Raw genomic sequence first — 17175 nt, 5'->3', positions numbered from 1 at the left:
AAAATCTAAAAAGTCAATGACTTCGTACTAGAACAGAATCATGACTTTTCTCTTTATAGACAAACTTTTATGTTTGAATTATAGTTTGATTAATTATTATTGAAAAAAGTTTTGTATCTTTATGAGAAGGAGGGTTTTTTTGTCAAATATATTGATATCAGGAAAAATCTCTTTGAATGAACATGTTCATCGCATTGTACAAAATGGGGCGGCGTTTTTTGTTCATTACTGGGGCGTCATGCCTAAACATTATGATAACCTAACGCATAAACATTCTTTTTTTGAAGTGTGTTATGTGGTTGAGGGGAGAGGAATCTATATAGATGAAGATTGTACCTATTCGATAAAAGAAAACACAATGTTTTTTTCCAGGCCAGACGTTCACCATCAAATAAAAAGTGAAAGTGGACTATTTCTTCTATATGTTGGGTTTGAATTAATAGAATCAGAATCAAGCGAAGATTGGAAGCAGATAATAGAGGAAGCTAAAAAATGTTCTGAAGTGGTTATTGATGTAAAAGAAGATACAATTGCTCCGTTAATTTGGAAATCTCTGCTTATCCAAGCGACAAAGACTGAACATACTTCTTTTGAAGGAATACTAACAAACTTAGCGTACTCCCTTATCCTTTCGTTACTGCAAACTTTTGTTCCTTACTCACATCCCAATAATCACAAGATCGTTCATAAAAAGTCTTCGATAATCCATACTCAAGCGAAATTATATATAAAAGACAATCTATCTACTCCCTTAAAACTTACTAATGTAGCTACTCATTTGCACATATCCAGTCGGCAATTATCACGATTATTTAGTTCGGAATTAGGCGTGAGTTATTCAGACTATGTTCAAAACGAGAGAATACAGAAAGCAGCCATATTACTCAAAACAACTGATTTATCTATCAAAGATATTGCTGAAGAAACTGGTTTTACAACTGTTCACTACTTTACTCGCGTTTTTACTTCTGCGTTACGTTGTTCACCTGGACGTTTCCGAGCTCTCTACACAAAATTAAAAACAACTACATATACAGATTAGTCAATTGCCCTTTACTTCATGCTATGCATTGAAAGTAGAGGGTTTCTTGTTTTAAATAAAATTCACTGATACTTAGAAAGATGTCTTCATAAGACAAAATTTAGTCCTCACAATATAAAGACGATTATGATGCATTGTTCTACAATAACAATTGTAAGTGTTATTAATTATTGAATTTTCAATAAAATAAAAACGCTTACAAATGAAGAGTATTCAATAAATGGAGGCTTAGATGAAAACAAAGGGCTAAAATTACAAATCAACTAATCACTGAGAAACAAGTCTTTCAATAAAAAAAGAAGTCTTAAGGGAATAACGATGTTTTTAATTTTGTCCTATTTTTACAATTCTAACTGACTTATTTTTAAATGGATTATTAGGAGGCTACAATCATGAAATTATCTTATGTAACAGATAGTTTAGGACACTTACCTATTGAGAAAATGTTGGATGTTATTGCTGAAATGGGAATTGATACGATCGAAATGACCACTGGAGGATGGTCTTCAGCACCTCATTTGAGATTAGATGAGTTATTAGAAAGTGATTTTAAAAGAAGTGAATTTTTAAATAAGTTAGAAAAACGTAATATTAAACTGTGTGCTTTAAATTGTTCTGGAAATCCTTTAGACCCAGGGGAACTAGGTAAAGAGCATCGAGAAGTTACAGATAAAACATTTGAATTAGCAAAATTATTAGGGGTAAAAAAAGTGATCATGATGAGTGGACTACCAGCAGGAAGTCCTGAAGACAAGATTCCTAACTGGATTACATATACTGTGAGTTGGCCTCCAGTTCTAAAAGATATTTTAGACTATCAATGGAACGAAGTAGCAATTCCCTATTGGAGAAAATTAGTTGAAAAAGCTGAATCTTGCGATGTTGAAAAAATTGCCCTTGAAAATTTCAGCTCCCAATTAGTATATAATCCTGAAACGTTATTTAAATTACGTAATGCAGTTGGACCTATTGTAGGCCTAAATTTAGACCCAAGCCACCTAATATGGATGGGAGCAGATCCAATTTTGTCAGCTAGAGAATTAGGAGGAGCTATTCACCATGTTCATGGTAAAGATGTTCGGCTTGAGAGACATTTATCAGGTATTAACGGTGTGATGGAAACAAAAGAAGTTACTGATGTAGCTAATAGAGCTTGGAATTACGTAGCAGTAGGCTGTGGACAAGATTTACAGTGGTGGAAAGAATTTTTCTCTGTGATTAAGATGATGGGATATGATGAAGAAGTTTCTCTGGAAATGGAAGATCTTACTATGTCTGTAGAAGCAGGAGTTAGAACCTCAATTGATGCTTTAAAACAAACCCTTAGCTTTTAGTATAGAGAAAGCTTCTGCTAGGGTAGTCTATTCTTTGACTTAAAATATATAAATTATGCTGGTATTGATGACTTTGTTCTAACTTAGAACTTTAGTTAATGTGGGATGGCTGAATAATTATATTTTTTCTTTTGTAGAGAATGACAATTATCGTCTTATTATTAAGCATTCTTTTCTAGTAAAAGTAAAAGTCCGTAAACAACATAACTTAAGAAAATTATTTGAAAGTGAGGAATTGTACAATGATAAATGGAGAGAAGAAAATTTCAAGAGCACTACGCTGGTCAATGGTGGGTGGTGGTCAGCTTAGTCAAGTTGGATATAAACACCGTATCGGTGCACTAAGAGACAATACAGCCTTTCAGTTAGTCGCAGGTGCATTTGATATAGATCCCGGCAGAGGAAAGGATTTTGGTATCAATATTGGTGTTTCTGAGGATCGTTGCTATAACGACTATAAAACTATGTTTGTGGAGGAGGCTAAGAGGGAGGACGGTATTGAGGTTGTATCTATTGCAACTCCTAATGGTACTCATTATGAAATCTGTAAGACAGCCCTTGAGGCTGAATTGCATGTTATTTGTGAAAAACCATTGTTTTTTACCTCTGATGAAGTTCGAGAGATTAAGAGTCTTGCAGAGGAGAAAGGAAAGATTGTTGGCGTGACTTATGGTTTCTCTGGTAATCAGATGTTACTACAAATGCGTGCAATGATTGAACAAGGTAAAATTGGTGAGATACGTGTGGTAGATTTGCAGTATACCCACGGTTTTAGTGCAACTGAGGAAGAAAAAACAAGTGCTGCACAAAAATGGCGTGTTGATCCTAAGATTGCAGGACCTAGTTTTGTATTAGGAGATCTTTCCACTCATACTTATTATATGTCCCAGTTAATTATGCCGCATATGAAAATTAAAGAATTGTTATGCGACCGTCAGAGCTTTGTTGGAAGTCGTGCTCCGCTGGAAGACAATGCCCATGTACTTATGCACTATGAAAATGGAGCTGTAGGAACTATGTGGACATCTTCCATCAACGCAGGATGTATGGATGGTCATAGAATTCGTATTGTAGGCTCTAAGGCCAGTTTAGAATGGTGGGATAGCAAACCTGGTGAACTAACCTATGAAATTCAGGGAGAGCCTATCCAAACTTTGATTCGTGCAATGCCGTATTTAGATGATAGTTGTAATGCTGATGAACGATTAGGAGCATTACATGTAGAAGGATTATCTGACTCTTGGGCAAATATTTATCTTAAGTTTGCTATCGCTATCGATGCTAAAAACCAGGGTGACGAGGAAACTATAAAGAATCTTATATATCCGGATATTGACGCGGGACTGGAAGGCGTTCGCTGGATTGAAAATTGTGTGCGGTCTGCAGATAAGGGAGCAGTTTGGGTAAATTTTGAATAATTAGATGGACTTAATGATCGTTCAGATTATGAATATTTTAAGTCGTAAAAACGTTTCAGACTTTATAAGAAAGCGGAATACGGTTCCGCAATCACTCTTAAAGACTAGAATAAATTGATGCTATCAATCTAGAGATAAAGGACCGTATTCCAATTGAAAAGCCAAAAATTATCCAGATGGCAGTATTTTCAGTCTCATATTATTTTATTAACGATATGATCTTACCTACGATACAGTCTGATTTGATGGAAATGTGGATAAGAGTGGCATATCCATAGCTAAAAGATCATGTGATGGGTTTTTATCATATCGACAAGAATGATATATAAATGGGAAATTACTTATCTATTCTTAAAAGGAATTGAGGAGAAATTGACATGAATAAACAGGTAAACCAAAAGTCGTTTTTGCGTACCATTATCGTAGTCTCCACATTAGGTGGGCTTCTCTTCGGATATGACACTGGTGTCATCAACGGTGCCTTGCCTTATATGTCTGAAGCTGACCAGCTAAATCTCAACCCATTCACTCAAGGTCTCGTTGCGAGTTCACTTCTTTTTGGGGCAGCTATCGGGGCGTTATTCGGCGGCCGACTATCAGATTATGGTGGTCGTCGTAAAACCATTCTTTATCTCGCAGTTTTGTTCTTTATTGCTGCACTTGGATGTACTCTTGCTCCAAATATTACGGTTATGGTTACCTTTCGTTTCCTTCTAGGGCTTGCTGTTGGTGGTGCGTCAGTAACGGTTCCAACCTATTTAGCAGAAATGTCATCTGCGGAAAGAAGAGGTCGAATGGTTAGTCAGAACGAATTGATGATCGTTACTGGCCAATTATTAGCCTTCATCTTCAACGCCATACTTGGTAACACAATGAGTGACAGCTCGCATGTCTGGCGATACATGTTGGTTATCGCGGCACTTCCAGCGATTTTCTTATTCTTTGGCATGCTTAAAGTACCGGAGAGCCCTCGTTGGCTTGTATCAAAAGGGAAAAGTGCAGAAGCTTTACGTGTTCTTCAACAGATACGTGAGAAGAAGCAGGCTAAATTGGAACTCAGCGAAATTGAGGCCGCTTTCGCCGAAGAGTCAGATATTAAGAAAGCAACCTTTAAGGATTTATCTGTGCCATGGGTCCGCCGTATCTTATTTATTGGGATTGGTATTGCCGTCGTGCAACAAATTACGGGAATTAATTCGATTATGTACTATGGTACTGAAATCCTCAAAGATGCTGGCTTTCAAACGGAGGTCGCCCTAATCGGGAACATCGCTAATGGCGCAATTTCAGTTTTAGCCGTTTTCTTCGGCATCTGGCTCCTCGGCAAGGTTGGCCGTCGACCAATGTTACTAATTGGTTTGAGCGGAACTACAACGACACTTCTGTTCATTGCGATATTCTCATTTACGCTTAAAGATTCAGCAGCACTTCCATTTGTTGTACTTGCTTTGACAGTCGTATTTCTCGCTTTCATGCAAGGGTTTATTGGGCCAGTAACATGGTTAATACTCGCGGAGATATTTCCAACAAGGTTAAGAGGCCTCGGTATGGGTTTAAGTGTGTTTTTTCTATGGATCACGAACTCAGTTATTGGTTTGGCTTTCCCAGTATTACTTGGAACGATTGGTTTGTCCACAACCTTCTTTATCTTTGTAGCTCTTGGAATAGGGGGAATCATATTTGTGAAGAAATATATACCGGAAACCAAAGGGCGCACACTTGAGGAGCTGGAACATTACTTCCGTACCTATGATAATCAAGATGATCAGAAAGACATAATGATGAGAGTGATTAAATAACAGTATTGAAATGTAAACCACTCTCGATTTTTGTAAGCGTATACAATATATATAGAAACAATACATGTATTATTTAGGAATTTCATTTATTAACAAAACACCTAAGAATTTGATTCGATGAAAAAAACGAGAGTGCTAGTTTAATATTTAGTAGAGATATAAAGCCATAATAGTTATGTAACACCAAATAATTTATGTATAAAAGCTACTAAATTTTGAGAAGACATCTCCTTTCGGATGTGTTGTGCTTTTATTAGCTGGGTCTTCTTATCTATATAACAAAGTTTGAGGTTTGGCTATAAATGAGTATAAATGTTTTATTATTTACTTAATTAAAAATTGGGAAAAATTCTTAATTGGAGGCGTTTGACTTGAGTATAAAAATTGCAGGCGCACCTTGTTGCTGGGGAGTGGATGATCCAAAAAACCCAAACCTTCCATCATGGGAGAGAGTATTACAAGAAGCGTCACAAGCTGGTTATAAAGGTATAGAGTTAGGTCCTTACGGTTATATTCCAATGGATATTGAACGAGTACAAGTAGAACTTTCCAAAAATAATCTCACAGTTATTGCAGGAACAATTTTTGATAATTTGGTAGCAGAATCGAATTTGGAACACTTAGTGCGCCAAGTTGATGAGATTTGTTCTCTAATTATCAAACTTCCTCCTTCGATACAGGAAGAAGGACAGCAATTTCCAACACCTTATCTTGTACTAATTGATTGGGGACATGATGAAAGGGATTACACAGCTGGTCACCCAGATGATGCAAAACGCTTATCTCCAGAGGGATGGAACAATATGATGACTCATATCCGGATATTGGCAGAGCATGCATGGACAAAATATGGAGTACGATCGGTAGTCCATCCTCATGCTGGTGGCTATATCGAATTTGAAGATGAAATAAAGAAACTTATGCAGGATATTCCACATGAAATTGCAGGACTTTGCCTTGACACAGGACATCTATATTATTCAAAAATGGACCCCGTACAGTGGCTTAGGGACTGTACAAATAGACTGGATTATATACATTTTAAAGATATTAATCTATATAAATATCAACAAGTAATGACTGAGTGTATCCGCTTTTTTGATGCATGTGGCAAAGGAGTTATGTGCCCTATCGGACAAGGCATCATTGACTATAAATCCATTAACAGGTTACTGAAAGAAATCGATTATCATGGGTACATTACTGTAGAGCAAGAGCGTGATCCTAGAAATTGTGATAGTAGTCTACGAGATGTTAGCCAGAGTTTCGCTTATTTGAAGAGTATTGGTTTTTAATCATAAATACAGTATGAGAACAAAAGTATGATTAATGGCGAAAAAATTATAAGAAAATCGGTTCTGATGCAAAAACTCAAGATAATCTCAATGGATGATAAATCTTGATGTTTTACATCAAAATCAAAATCAAAATCAAAATAATGTTGTTTGAACTTTTTATTTTCACTATTAACTAATATACTTGTTCTCCGATATATTTATCATTATCTTTATAAGGAAATTGCAACCAATTTCTGAAGATGAAATACAGATAATTTGGATGAAGCCCTATTTCTATAGAAATAGGGCTATTATGGATTACCGATATGGCTGTTATCAATAGAAAAAATTTGAGAAAACAATCCAAAAGAATTTCCAGTCAAAATTATTGAAAGTCAAAGAAGGTCAATGTATAATAAAGTCAGAAAGTCAAAGAAGGTCAAAGTTGATTCATAAAAACAACAAACTTTAAGGAGGAGTACTACATGCTTTGTGAAAAATGCCATGTAAACCAAGCTAATATTCAAGTACATCTAAATATGAATGGTCAGGAGCATGATGTTATGCTGTGCTCCACTTGTTATAAAGAAGAGAGAAATAAACTTGGTGCAGCTATGGGAGGAAAAGATTTAGGGAACTTCCAATTTAATGGATCCCACAATTTATTCAATCCCTTTAATAATAGTAAAATCCCTCAACCGGAACCTGCTCAACAAAGCGGCGGAAGAGGATTATTAGAAGAGTACGGGCAGAATCTGACAGATGCTGCTAAAGCAGGCCTAATTGATCCGGTTATCGGCAGGAATGAAGAAATAAAAAGAGTGATTGAAGTTCTAAATAGACGTAATAAAAATAATCCAGTATTAATAGGTGAACCTGGCGTAGGTAAAACAGCGATTGCTGAAGGACTTGCTCTAGCCATTGTTGAAGGTGCAGTTCCTGTTAAATTGCGTAATAAGCTGGTGTATATGCTTGATATCGCTTCACTTGTTACAAACACTGGAATCCGGGGACAATTCGAAGAACGAATGAAGCAATTAATCAGTGAATTGCAGGAAAGAAAGAATGTCATTTTATTCATTGATGAAATTCACCAAATTGTCGGTGCTGGTTCAGCCGAAGGATCGATGGATGCTGGGAATATCTTAAAACCCGCACTTGCACGAGGTGAACTTCAGCTGGTGGGAGCGACCACTTTGTCTGAATATCGGAAAATTGAAAAAGACGGAGCACTTGAACGCCGCTTTCAACCCGTTCAGGTTAATGAGCCTACAACAGATGAAGCATTGATTATTTTGCAAGGTTTAAAAGACAGTTATGAAGCGTATCATGGGGTCACATATAGCGAGGAAGCGCTTAGAGCAGCTGTTGAACTTTCAAACCGCTACATTCAAGACCGTTTTCTACCTGACAAAGCAATCGACTTAATGGACGAGGCAGGTTCTAAATTAAACTTGACCATTGAAGATGGACAGGAAGAGGCTATGAAAGAACGTCTTGCAAATATCTATAAGGAAAAAGAGCAGGCCCTAAATGAAGAAGACTATGAAAAAGCAGCTGTACTTCGGGATGAAGAAGAAAAACTGGAAAAATCATTGCAAGCTGGAGTAAATTCAGTTAAACCAAACGTCACTGTCGAAGATATCCAAAAGATTATCGAACAAAAAACTGGAATCCCTGTAGGCAAGCTGCAAGAAGATGAGCAGGAAAGAATGCTTCATCTTCAAGATGAGCTTATGAAAAAAGTAATTGGGCAGGAAGAAGCAGTCAGAAAGGTTGCGAAGGCCGTCCGAAGGAGTCGTGCCGGTTTGAAGTCCAAAAACCGTCCCACTGGTTCTTTCCTATTCGTTGGTCCGACAGGAGTTGGGAAAACTGAATTAGCGAAAACCCTTGCTTTGGAATTATTTGGTGATAAAGAAGCCATGATTCGCCTTGATATGAGTGAATTCATGGAGAAACATAGTGTTTCCAAATTAATTGGTTCTCCTCCTGGATACGTAGGACATGAGGAAGCAGGCCAATTAACTGAAAAAGTTCGTCGTAAGCCCTACAGTATTATCTTATTGGATGAGATTGAAAAAGCACATCCAGATGTGATGCACATGTTCTTACAAATTCTAGAAGATGGCCGGTTAACTGATAGCCAGGGACGTACCGTTACCTTTAAAGATACCGTCATTATCATGACATCTAATGCTGGAGTCGGGGAAAAACAAAAAGTAATGGGATTCGGTACAAGTACAGCCGTAGATGAAGCTTCTATCTTACAATCATTAGGCAGTTTCTTCAAACCGGAATTCCTGAACCGATTTGACAGCATCATTGAATTCTCAGCACTGAAGAAGGAAGACCTTTTGCAAATTGTTGATATTATGATTCAGGATCTTGACAAAACACTTACTTCTCAAGACATATCATTGGTCGTAACAGATGAAACAAAACAAAAACTGATCGAGTTAGGTTATCATCCATCATTCGGGGCAAGACCGCTCCGCCGTGTTCTTCAGGAACAGCTAGAAGATGGCATTACTGACTATATCTTTGATCAGCCTAAAGTGAAAAACTTCATGGCAGTTGTTGAAGATAATCAGGTTAAAATAATCAAAACACCATAAAGAGTACTAGAAATGCCTCCAAGACCGTAAAACTGTTATGGAGGCATTTTTTTTATCACTTTTTAAGGTATAGAATTTCAATATGACTATTTAAAAGACAAAGAGAGGTATATTCTACACAGAAGTAGAATTTTATGTAAAAGTAGTACAGGTTTATGATTTTTGGAACAACTTAGATAAACTAAACTATAAAAAATGGACATCGAGATTCTCAATTATTCCTGAACTTATTTCGGGTGATAATACTTATTATTGATAAATGAATACATCAAGTTTATTAACATATATCCCTGAGACCCTAGGGCGTTGGAATCATATTGAAAATATCACACTGATTTTTGATAGCAACCCTTCATAAAAAGGAAATAATAAAAATATATGAAATAAATTCCTGTTTTGAAATAGGAATTTCATTGGAGGAATGACCTATTAAAGATTCACTTTCTTATTTTGAAGAGGAAAATACCAATCAAACACCTAATGATAAAGATCTCGATAATAAGTCGGATGTTCTACCCATTGCAAATACTCAAAATCCTGAAGAACTGGATAATCTTTATTACTATGAAGGAAAAGACTTAGGAAATTCCTATTTAAAAGATAAAACTTCCTTCCGGTTATGGGCTCCCACTTCATCTGAAGCTAAGCTCGTTACTTATAAACGTTGGGATGATACAGATGGAATAGAAATTGATATGCAGCGTTCGGAGAAGGGAACGTGGACTGTTGAAATATCCGGTGATCAGGATGGGTTGATTTATACATATAAAGTGAAAGTGGGCGATGTATGGAATGAAGCTGTGGATCCCTATGTCCGGGCAGTGACTGTAAATGGGAATAGAGGTGTTGTAATAGATTTAGCAGACACCAACCCAGAAAAGTGGACAAATGATAAACCTGCGCTGAATAGCCCAGAGGATGCAATTATCTATGAAATTCATATCAGGGATTTATCGATTCATCCTGAAAGTGGAATTCAAAATAAAGGGAAATTTTTAGGAGTAACCGAAATGGGTACCAAAGGTCCTGAAGGAGTTAAAACTGGTCTCGATCATATTAAGGATTTGGGTGTGACTCATGTTCAATTTATCCCCATTTTTGATTTTGCTACTGTCAATGAACTGAAATTAAATGAACCACAATATAATTGGGGATACGACCCAAAGAATTATAATGCACCAGAAGGTTCTTATTCGACTGACCCTTTTCAACCAAAGCTCAGAATTCGTGAGGTAAAGCAGATGATCCAAGTGTTACATGATAATGGATTACGTGTAATTATGGATGTAGTTTACAATCACGTATATTCGGTGGATGATTCTAGCTTTAACAAACTTGTACCCAACTATTTTTTTCGCTTTAACGAGGACGGCACACTATCCAATGGTACCGGTGTAGGAAACGACACAGCGTCCGAACATAAAATGATGCGTAAATTTATCGTTGAATCTGTAATCTATTGGGCGAAAGAGTTTAACCTCGACGGCTTCCGTTTTGATTTAATGGGGATTCATGATGTGGAAACGATGAATGAAGTGAAAAAAGCTGTTGCTGAAATTGATCCGACTATTATTGTTTTAGGAGAAGGGTGGGATATGAATACCCCATTGTCTCAGGATCAGAAAGCCAATCAAAAGAATGCTTATAAAATGCCTGGTATAGCACATTTTAATGACGCTATCCGGGATGGGTTAAAAGGCTTTGTGATGAATGAACATGATAAAGGCTTTATCAATGGCAAACCAGGGATGGAAGATATCATTAAAAAAGGGATAGCTGGTGGATTGAAATACGATGATCATATAGCAACCTATCAAAATCCAGCCCAGGTCATCAACTATGTCGAAGCCCATGATAATTATACATTATGGGATAAGCTCGTAATTACCAATCCAGATGCGACAGAGCAAGAACGTAAGCAGATGCACAAGCTTGGTTCCTCAGTGGTATTACTGTCACAGGGAATTCCAATGATCCATGCTGGACAAGAATTTATGCGAACAAAGGATGGAGATGAAAATAGCTATCAATCATCTGACTGGGTTAACCGATTGGATTGGAAAAGAAGAGCGGAGTTTGATTATGAAGTAGAATATTTAAAAGGGCTAATTTCGCTTCGAAACAATATTTCCGCTTTCAGGTTAAGAACAGCTGAAGACATCGAGCAGCAGTTAATATTCCTTGAAGCTCCTGCGAATGTGATTGCATTTTCTCTAATGACAGAACATTCAACGATTGTTGTTATTCATAATGCAAACTGGGAAGCTGTAAATATTACACTCCCACTTCATGGAGATTGGTCTGTTTTAGCGAATGGTCAGCGGGCGGGTCTTGAAGAAATTGAAAGGATTCAGGGGAGTCATATAACCGTTTCCCCTTTAAGTTCATATGTGTTGAGAAGTAATTTGTAAAATAGTGATTCGAAGTGAATGATAGGTTATCACTCACTTCGAATTTGTTTTTTTAGCTTTTCATCGAAATATTTACTAATAAATGGAATAGTGAAATAGCTAATAATGTTGAAATATAATCTCCCATCATTAATTAAGTTTAAGGGAAATTTGCCAGGGTAGAATAAATTTTCTCGTTTTTTTAGTGAGGAGAGATTATTTTGCCAGAGAAAGTTCATATAATTATTAATGAGGCTGAGGCCATCCTGAACGGTAATCAAACAATTTTACATATGCTAACAGATAGTTCGATTGAAGTTCCGAATGTTTGTTACCATCCAAACTTAGACCCGATTGAAACATGTGATACATGTCATGTCTCGTGAATGTTAATGGAGAGCTTATGAGATCGTGTTCTACCGAAATCAAAGATGGGGATGTAATTGATACAGTTGCACCTGATGTCAAAGAAGCATAGGTTATCGCAATGTACAAGATACTGTATAACCATGAACTGTACTGTACGGTTTGTGATCCGTTGTGTAGAGGCTTGTCAGGATGTACAAGTCACTGAAATTTTAACTATCGATTGGGAAGCAAAATGGCTCTGAGTCATTTGGGATAAGTAACTCTAGCTGGTTTTGGATTTTAGCCGGAAATTCGCTCATAACCATTCCACTGACACTACCAAAGAAGAAACAAATGAGAATAAATTAATATGGAAGGGTCCTTTAATGAATGCCTTTCTTACATTACTTGAATAATTTAAAAATATCTTTTCGTGAAGACATCATTTAATAATGTACTTTTTGTGAAATAACTTGTAGAAATACATTCCACCCCATAAAATGGGAGTAACTATAATATTCAAGGAGTGTACAAATGAATTTTAAATTAATGGCCATAATTGGTATCTGTTCATCTTTACTACTTTCCGGTTGTTCGAATGAAGAAAAAAATGTTGTGGATAAAGAAACTAGTCATGAAGGCCATTCAGCCCATACTGTTTCAGGAGATCTACAAGAAGAGACTAGCAGTAAGGAAATAGCACCTGAATTTCTATCTGGAAAACCAGAAGAAATGAAAACCATCTATTTAGCGGTTGCTCAAAATCAGGAACTATTAGAAAATATACCATGTTACTGTGGTTGTGGCGAAGAAGCTAACCATAAAAACAATTACGATTGTTTTATCCATGAAAATAAAAAAAATGGTGAAGTGGTTTGGGACGATCATGGTACTAGATGTGGAGTTTGCCTAGAAATAGCAGCTCAATCCATTTTAGATTTAAGGGATGGAATGTCAATTAAAGATATCCGTACTAAAGTGGATGAAAAATATAAGAGTGGATATGCAAAACCAACACCTACCCCTGAGGTTTAAGTTCATGAATTTCCAAATTAAATAGTTACAAGCGAGTAAATAAATGAAAAAGAGCCTGAAATGAAGTGAACCCAAAAAGGTAGACACTTTATTTAATAGGTCAGCCTTGAAGGCATGAACCCGGTAATCTACCCGGCTCATGCCTTTTAATTTTACCTTGATTCGTTTGAGACTGTAGTAATGGATATATTCTTCTTCTAGTTCTTGTTTGAAATGCACCATGCTTTCAAATTCTTGAAGATAGAGTAACTCTAATTTTAATAGGGCAAAGAAGTTTTCAATCACCGCATTATCGATACAATTTCTTTTGTGGGACATGCTTTGTGTAAAGTTAGTATTTTTAAATCATGCGAATATTGTTTCATCTGGTAATGCCAGCCCTAATCTGAATGAAGAATGGGTGAATCTTTCGATTCCAAGAGGTCAAACGCTTTATCTTATCCAGCATTTTGGTAACAAAGGCAATAAATTTATAGTTTTTTTCCCTTCCAAGTACTCTAAAGCTGCATGTGATTTTTACGTCTATCGTATATTTAGTCAAAAAAAACTGCTCCCCCCAATTGTTAGATGTTGTCTAACAATTGGGGGGCAGTTCAAATTATGAGGCTCTTTTTTATTATTCATATTAAAAATAAATAAGGGAATAATGACAAAAACAACTAAAAATATAAGGGGGTTATCCATTTGACTTTAATCCGCCTTGGTTATGTGGCCATGAGTACTCATGTGCCAAACTGCTCACCATCCCAAACCATGACTTTTTCCCAGTTTTCGAAAATTAAGGATAGGGAGGCAGCCATAAGAAAACTTGAACGCATTTCAGTTTCTAATCTTAATAATTGCTGGCGATTACTAATCCATAACGCAGCTCATGATATCCAATTTTTTAGGCTTTCATCTAAACTTATTCCCCTTGTCAATCACCCAGAAATTCCAGAATGGGACTACCTAGAACCAATTTCAGAAGAACTTGAAAAAATTAAAACCTATCTTACTAATCAGCCAGCTATAAGAATTGATTTTCATCCAGATCATTTCGTCATTTTAAATAGTTCGAATATCGATATACTGAAGACTTCTCTAAAAACATTAAGAATTCATTATACTTTATTAAAAAAAATGGGATTGGACCCTGAGCATCGTTGTGTTCTCCATGTCGGTGGTGGTTATGGTGAACATGAACAGGCGCTAGAGCAGTTTATACATAATTGGGGGTTTATACCTGAGTCGATTCAAAAAATGGTGATTCTTGAAAACGATGATACTACATTTACTTTATCGGAAACTCTCTACTTGTGTGAAAAACTAGGAATTCCCATGGTTTTTGATTACCACCATTACCTTGCGCACCATTCGGCATCTGAAAAATGGATTGATCATTGGAATCGAATACTCCAAACTTGGGATTACTCCAAACTATCTCCGAAGATGCATATTTCTAGCCCAAGATCCGAAAAAGAATTTAGAGCACACGCTGATTACGTTGATCCGGATATGTTTATAGAGTTTTTACAACAAATAAAAGGAAGTTTACCACAGTTAGATTGTATGATTGAAGCGAAGCAAAAAGATGGTGCACTTTTCCAATTGATGGATCAACTAAGAGCTTTCCCGGAAATTGAGATGATTGACGGTGCAAGTTTTTATATCCGCTGAGAGACTTGGATAAAACTTACATTTGATGAAGAGATATGTAAGGCTCTTTATCAAATGTAATAGAATAAATATTAAAAATATATAGTTTACATAATGTTATTATCGTAAATAAAATAAATGGGGAAAGTTGTATAATGTCACAGTGAAGAGAAAGGGTATTATTGTAAATTATAATCCTGAAAAAAATACCAGTGTTTGAACTTCTACATTTTTCATAAAAAAAAACAATAAAAGATAAAAAACAGGTCCCATAAATTGATTTTAAGGTGTCCATTTTTAATCGTTAGGGTATTTCATCGCGATTGTTATAAAGTCTTTCTAAACGCTATTAAAATACATTTAAGGGGATTGGGAGAATTAAACTCTTTATCTACTATTAATATAAGAATATTCCGAATGTAACAAAGGACCTGTATTGATACATTCGAAATCGCGTCAAATCAAGGTTTTTGAGAGCATTATAATTTAAAAAACTTGCCTTTTTTTCGTCAATTCACGTACAATGAAAGAAGAGGAAAGGGGAATGAGTTACTCATGCAAGCAACCTCTCAAAGAATCAAAAATGTCCAGCCGATACGCCGACTGGATCACATAGATAAGATGAAAAAATCTCTATTAAAATATTGCAGCTACCGCGATTATATGATGTTCTCTATCGGGATTAACATTGGACTTCGAATCGGTGATCTTTTACAGTTACGTGTAAAAGATATCCTAGAGGGAACGCATATCGTCATTGTAGAGCAAAAGACAGAGAAAATTAAACGGTTCCTTGTCAATCCTCAACTTCGGAAAGAAGTCCGGAAGTATGTTCGGAAGATGAACCTAAAAAGTGAAAACTATTTATTTCCTAGCCGAAAAGGAAATGGTCCAATCACTAGGGTACAAGCATATAGGGTTTTAAACAAAGCAGCAGAAATGGCTGATATTCCGGATGTTGGCACACATACACTCCGAAAAACATTTGGCTATTTGCATTATCAAAAATTTAAGGATATCGCTTTACTTCAACAAATTCTTAATCACTCCAATCCAAAAGATACGATGATATACATAGGACTCACACAGGATTTAATGGACGAAACATTGATGGATTTCTATTATTAAAAAAAGGACCAATAAGGTTCTTTTTTATTTATCATAATAACATTATGTAAACTAGTTATTTCAATTATAATTCTAAATTTAAGAGTAAATTATCTAGGATGAATCATTTGTATATAAATTGGTGGTCCATCTTATAAGAAACCCTGGGGAATAAAATGAGGTAAATCAAAAAAAGTTTTGTTATTAAATATCTTTACATATTAATATAATATTCTTTTGGAATAGTTGTTATTTTATAGAACCATCAGCGCACATTATAAATAACTGGAAAGTAGAATTCCTTATATTTAGAAAAGATATTTAAATCTGTACTAACAAAATATTTGATGAATCTAAAATAAAGAGGGAAGAATAAAGAACATGAGGGAATATTGCTCAACAAGAGTAATGACAGTGTCTTTTTCTTCTTAGATATTAGGTGTTAAATTCAATGGGAAATTGAGCTAAGGATAGTATAGATAACAAAGATCTTAGATAACTATTTTTTAGGGACATTACAAAAGAACCCTATATTTTATAGGGTTCTTTTGTTAATGCATTATTTAATCGCTATATGTATTTCCACTTTTCCATCAGGATAATATTTTTCATAATCCAGGTTATATGCCCTATTTAACTTTTTTCATCTTCAAGCTGCCATATCTTTTTCCAAGTTTCACTTATGGAATGCTCATCTTGTAAACATTCAAACACTTTATATTCATTTTCTGGAATAATAATTTTTTCATTTGACACTGGAGTTTCAGTAGCAATAGTTAAAGTATAGTCACCACGATAATTACTTGTGTATTGATGGTAAACCCCATACTTAATATCATTTTCAATATTGAAATCATTCATTTTATTCCATAATGACCCAATTTTATCGAATAAATTTTCATCCGTGAAATTATTAGTGCGAATATCGCCAATAATATATACTTCTTTACTCATTATATCCTCACTCCTTTGTATAAATTTGGTTTTTTAGTTAATTGTATCATAGTCAGAAAAAAGAATCACCTTTTTCAAAATAACAAACGGAAGCATAGTTGAAAAACATAAAGAGGACCAAGTTTTTTTTCCTCTTTTAAATACCAACATTAATAATTATATAATCTATACAAAGGAGAGGATGTGTCTAAACTGATGAAAAACTCGGTCTTCCATAGAAC

The 17175-nt window shown here is 35.6% G+C and carries 10 protein-coding genes and 3 pseudogenes; 11 read left to right on the top strand and 2 right to left on the bottom strand.

All coding sequences use genetic code 11. The features are described 5' to 3' along the window. The first annotated feature begins 139 nt into the window (after positions 1–139). The 9 genes and pseudogenes from JFV29_RS00320 to JFV29_RS00280 all read left to right on the top strand — a co-directional run bounded on the left by JFV29_RS00320 (position 140) and on the right by JFV29_RS00280 (position 13258). Positions 140–1042 (top strand): AraC family transcriptional regulator, encoded by a 903-nt coding sequence (locus JFV29_RS00320; RefSeq protein WP_242486017.1) that lies wholly within the window; start codon positions 140–142, stop codon positions 1040–1042. 392 nt (positions 1043–1434) lie between these two features. Continuing rightward, positions 1435–2376: a sugar phosphate isomerase/epimerase family protein gene (locus JFV29_RS00315; RefSeq protein WP_201180542.1), complete on the top strand. Its 942-nt coding sequence runs from the start codon at positions 1435–1437 to the stop codon at positions 2374–2376. A 242-nt stretch (positions 2377–2618) separates the two neighbouring features. Then, positions 2619–3794: a Gfo/Idh/MocA family protein gene (locus tag JFV29_RS00310; protein WP_201180540.1), complete on the top strand. Its 1176-nt coding sequence runs from the start codon at positions 2619–2621 to the stop codon at positions 3792–3794. 377 nt (positions 3795–4171) lie between these two features. Further along, positions 4172–5593: a sugar porter family MFS transporter gene (locus JFV29_RS00305; RefSeq protein ID WP_201180538.1), complete on the top strand. Its 1422-nt coding sequence runs from the start codon at positions 4172–4174 to the stop codon at positions 5591–5593. Between the two features lie 371 nt (positions 5594–5964). Beyond that, positions 5965–6888 (top strand): sugar phosphate isomerase/epimerase family protein, encoded by a 924-nt coding sequence (locus tag JFV29_RS00300; RefSeq protein ID WP_201180536.1) that lies wholly within the window; start codon positions 5965–5967, stop codon positions 6886–6888. A gap of 467 nt (positions 6889–7355) precedes the next feature. Next, entirely contained in the window at positions 7356–9485 is a 2130-nt protein-coding gene (locus tag JFV29_RS00295; RefSeq protein ID WP_201180534.1) for an ATP-dependent Clp protease ATP-binding subunit, read from the top strand. Positions 9486–9976: 491 nt separating this feature from the next. Then, a pseudogene (gene pulA, locus JFV29_RS00290) lies at positions 9977–11896 on the top strand (type I pullulanase); the annotation flags it as partial. Between the two features lie 200 nt (positions 11897–12096). Beyond that, positions 12097–12477, top strand: a pseudogene (locus tag JFV29_RS00285) (2Fe-2S iron-sulfur cluster-binding protein); the annotation flags it as partial. A 280-nt stretch (positions 12478–12757) separates the two neighbouring features. Then, positions 12758–13258 (top strand): PCYCGC motif-containing (lipo)protein, encoded by a 501-nt coding sequence (locus tag JFV29_RS00280; protein ID WP_201180532.1) that lies wholly within the window; start codon positions 12758–12760, stop codon positions 13256–13258. A gap of 102 nt (positions 13259–13360) precedes the next feature. On the opposite strand, the pseudogene JFV29_RS30075 reads toward JFV29_RS00280, so the two are convergent. Further along, a pseudogene (locus tag JFV29_RS30075) lies at positions 13361–13695 on the bottom strand (IS3 family transposase); the annotation flags it as partial. A 247-nt stretch (positions 13696–13942) separates the two neighbouring features. On the opposite strand from JFV29_RS30075, the gene uvsE reads away from it, so the two are divergent. Together uvsE and JFV29_RS00265 are read left to right on the top strand one after the other, a co-directional pair. Further along, on the top strand, positions 13943–14914 hold the full coding sequence (gene uvsE, locus JFV29_RS00270; RefSeq protein ID WP_201180527.1) for a UV DNA damage repair endonuclease UvsE: 972 nt from the start codon (positions 13943–13945) through the stop codon (positions 14912–14914). Between the two features lie 534 nt (positions 14915–15448). Continuing rightward, the gene (locus JFV29_RS00265) at positions 15449–16021 is read left to right on the top strand and encodes a site-specific integrase (protein ID WP_207196090.1); all 573 of its coding nucleotides are present in this window, start codon (positions 15449–15451) and stop codon (positions 16019–16021) included. 612 nt (positions 16022–16633) lie between these two features. Here the strand turns inward: JFV29_RS00265 and JFV29_RS00260 are convergent. Then, the gene (locus JFV29_RS00260) at positions 16634–16954 is read right to left on the bottom strand and encodes an effector binding domain-containing protein (protein WP_201180525.1); all 321 of its coding nucleotides are present in this window, start codon (positions 16952–16954) and stop codon (positions 16634–16636) included. Between the last annotated feature and the right edge of the window lie 221 nt (positions 16955–17175).

The organism is Peribacillus sp. TH16 (assembly GCF_016651095.1).
GTDB lineage: Bacteria > Bacillota > Bacilli > Bacillales > DSM-1321 > Peribacillus > Peribacillus butanolivorans.
The sequence above is the reverse complement of the archived record's forward strand: the minus strand, read 5'-3'. Positions and strand labels throughout refer to the sequence as shown.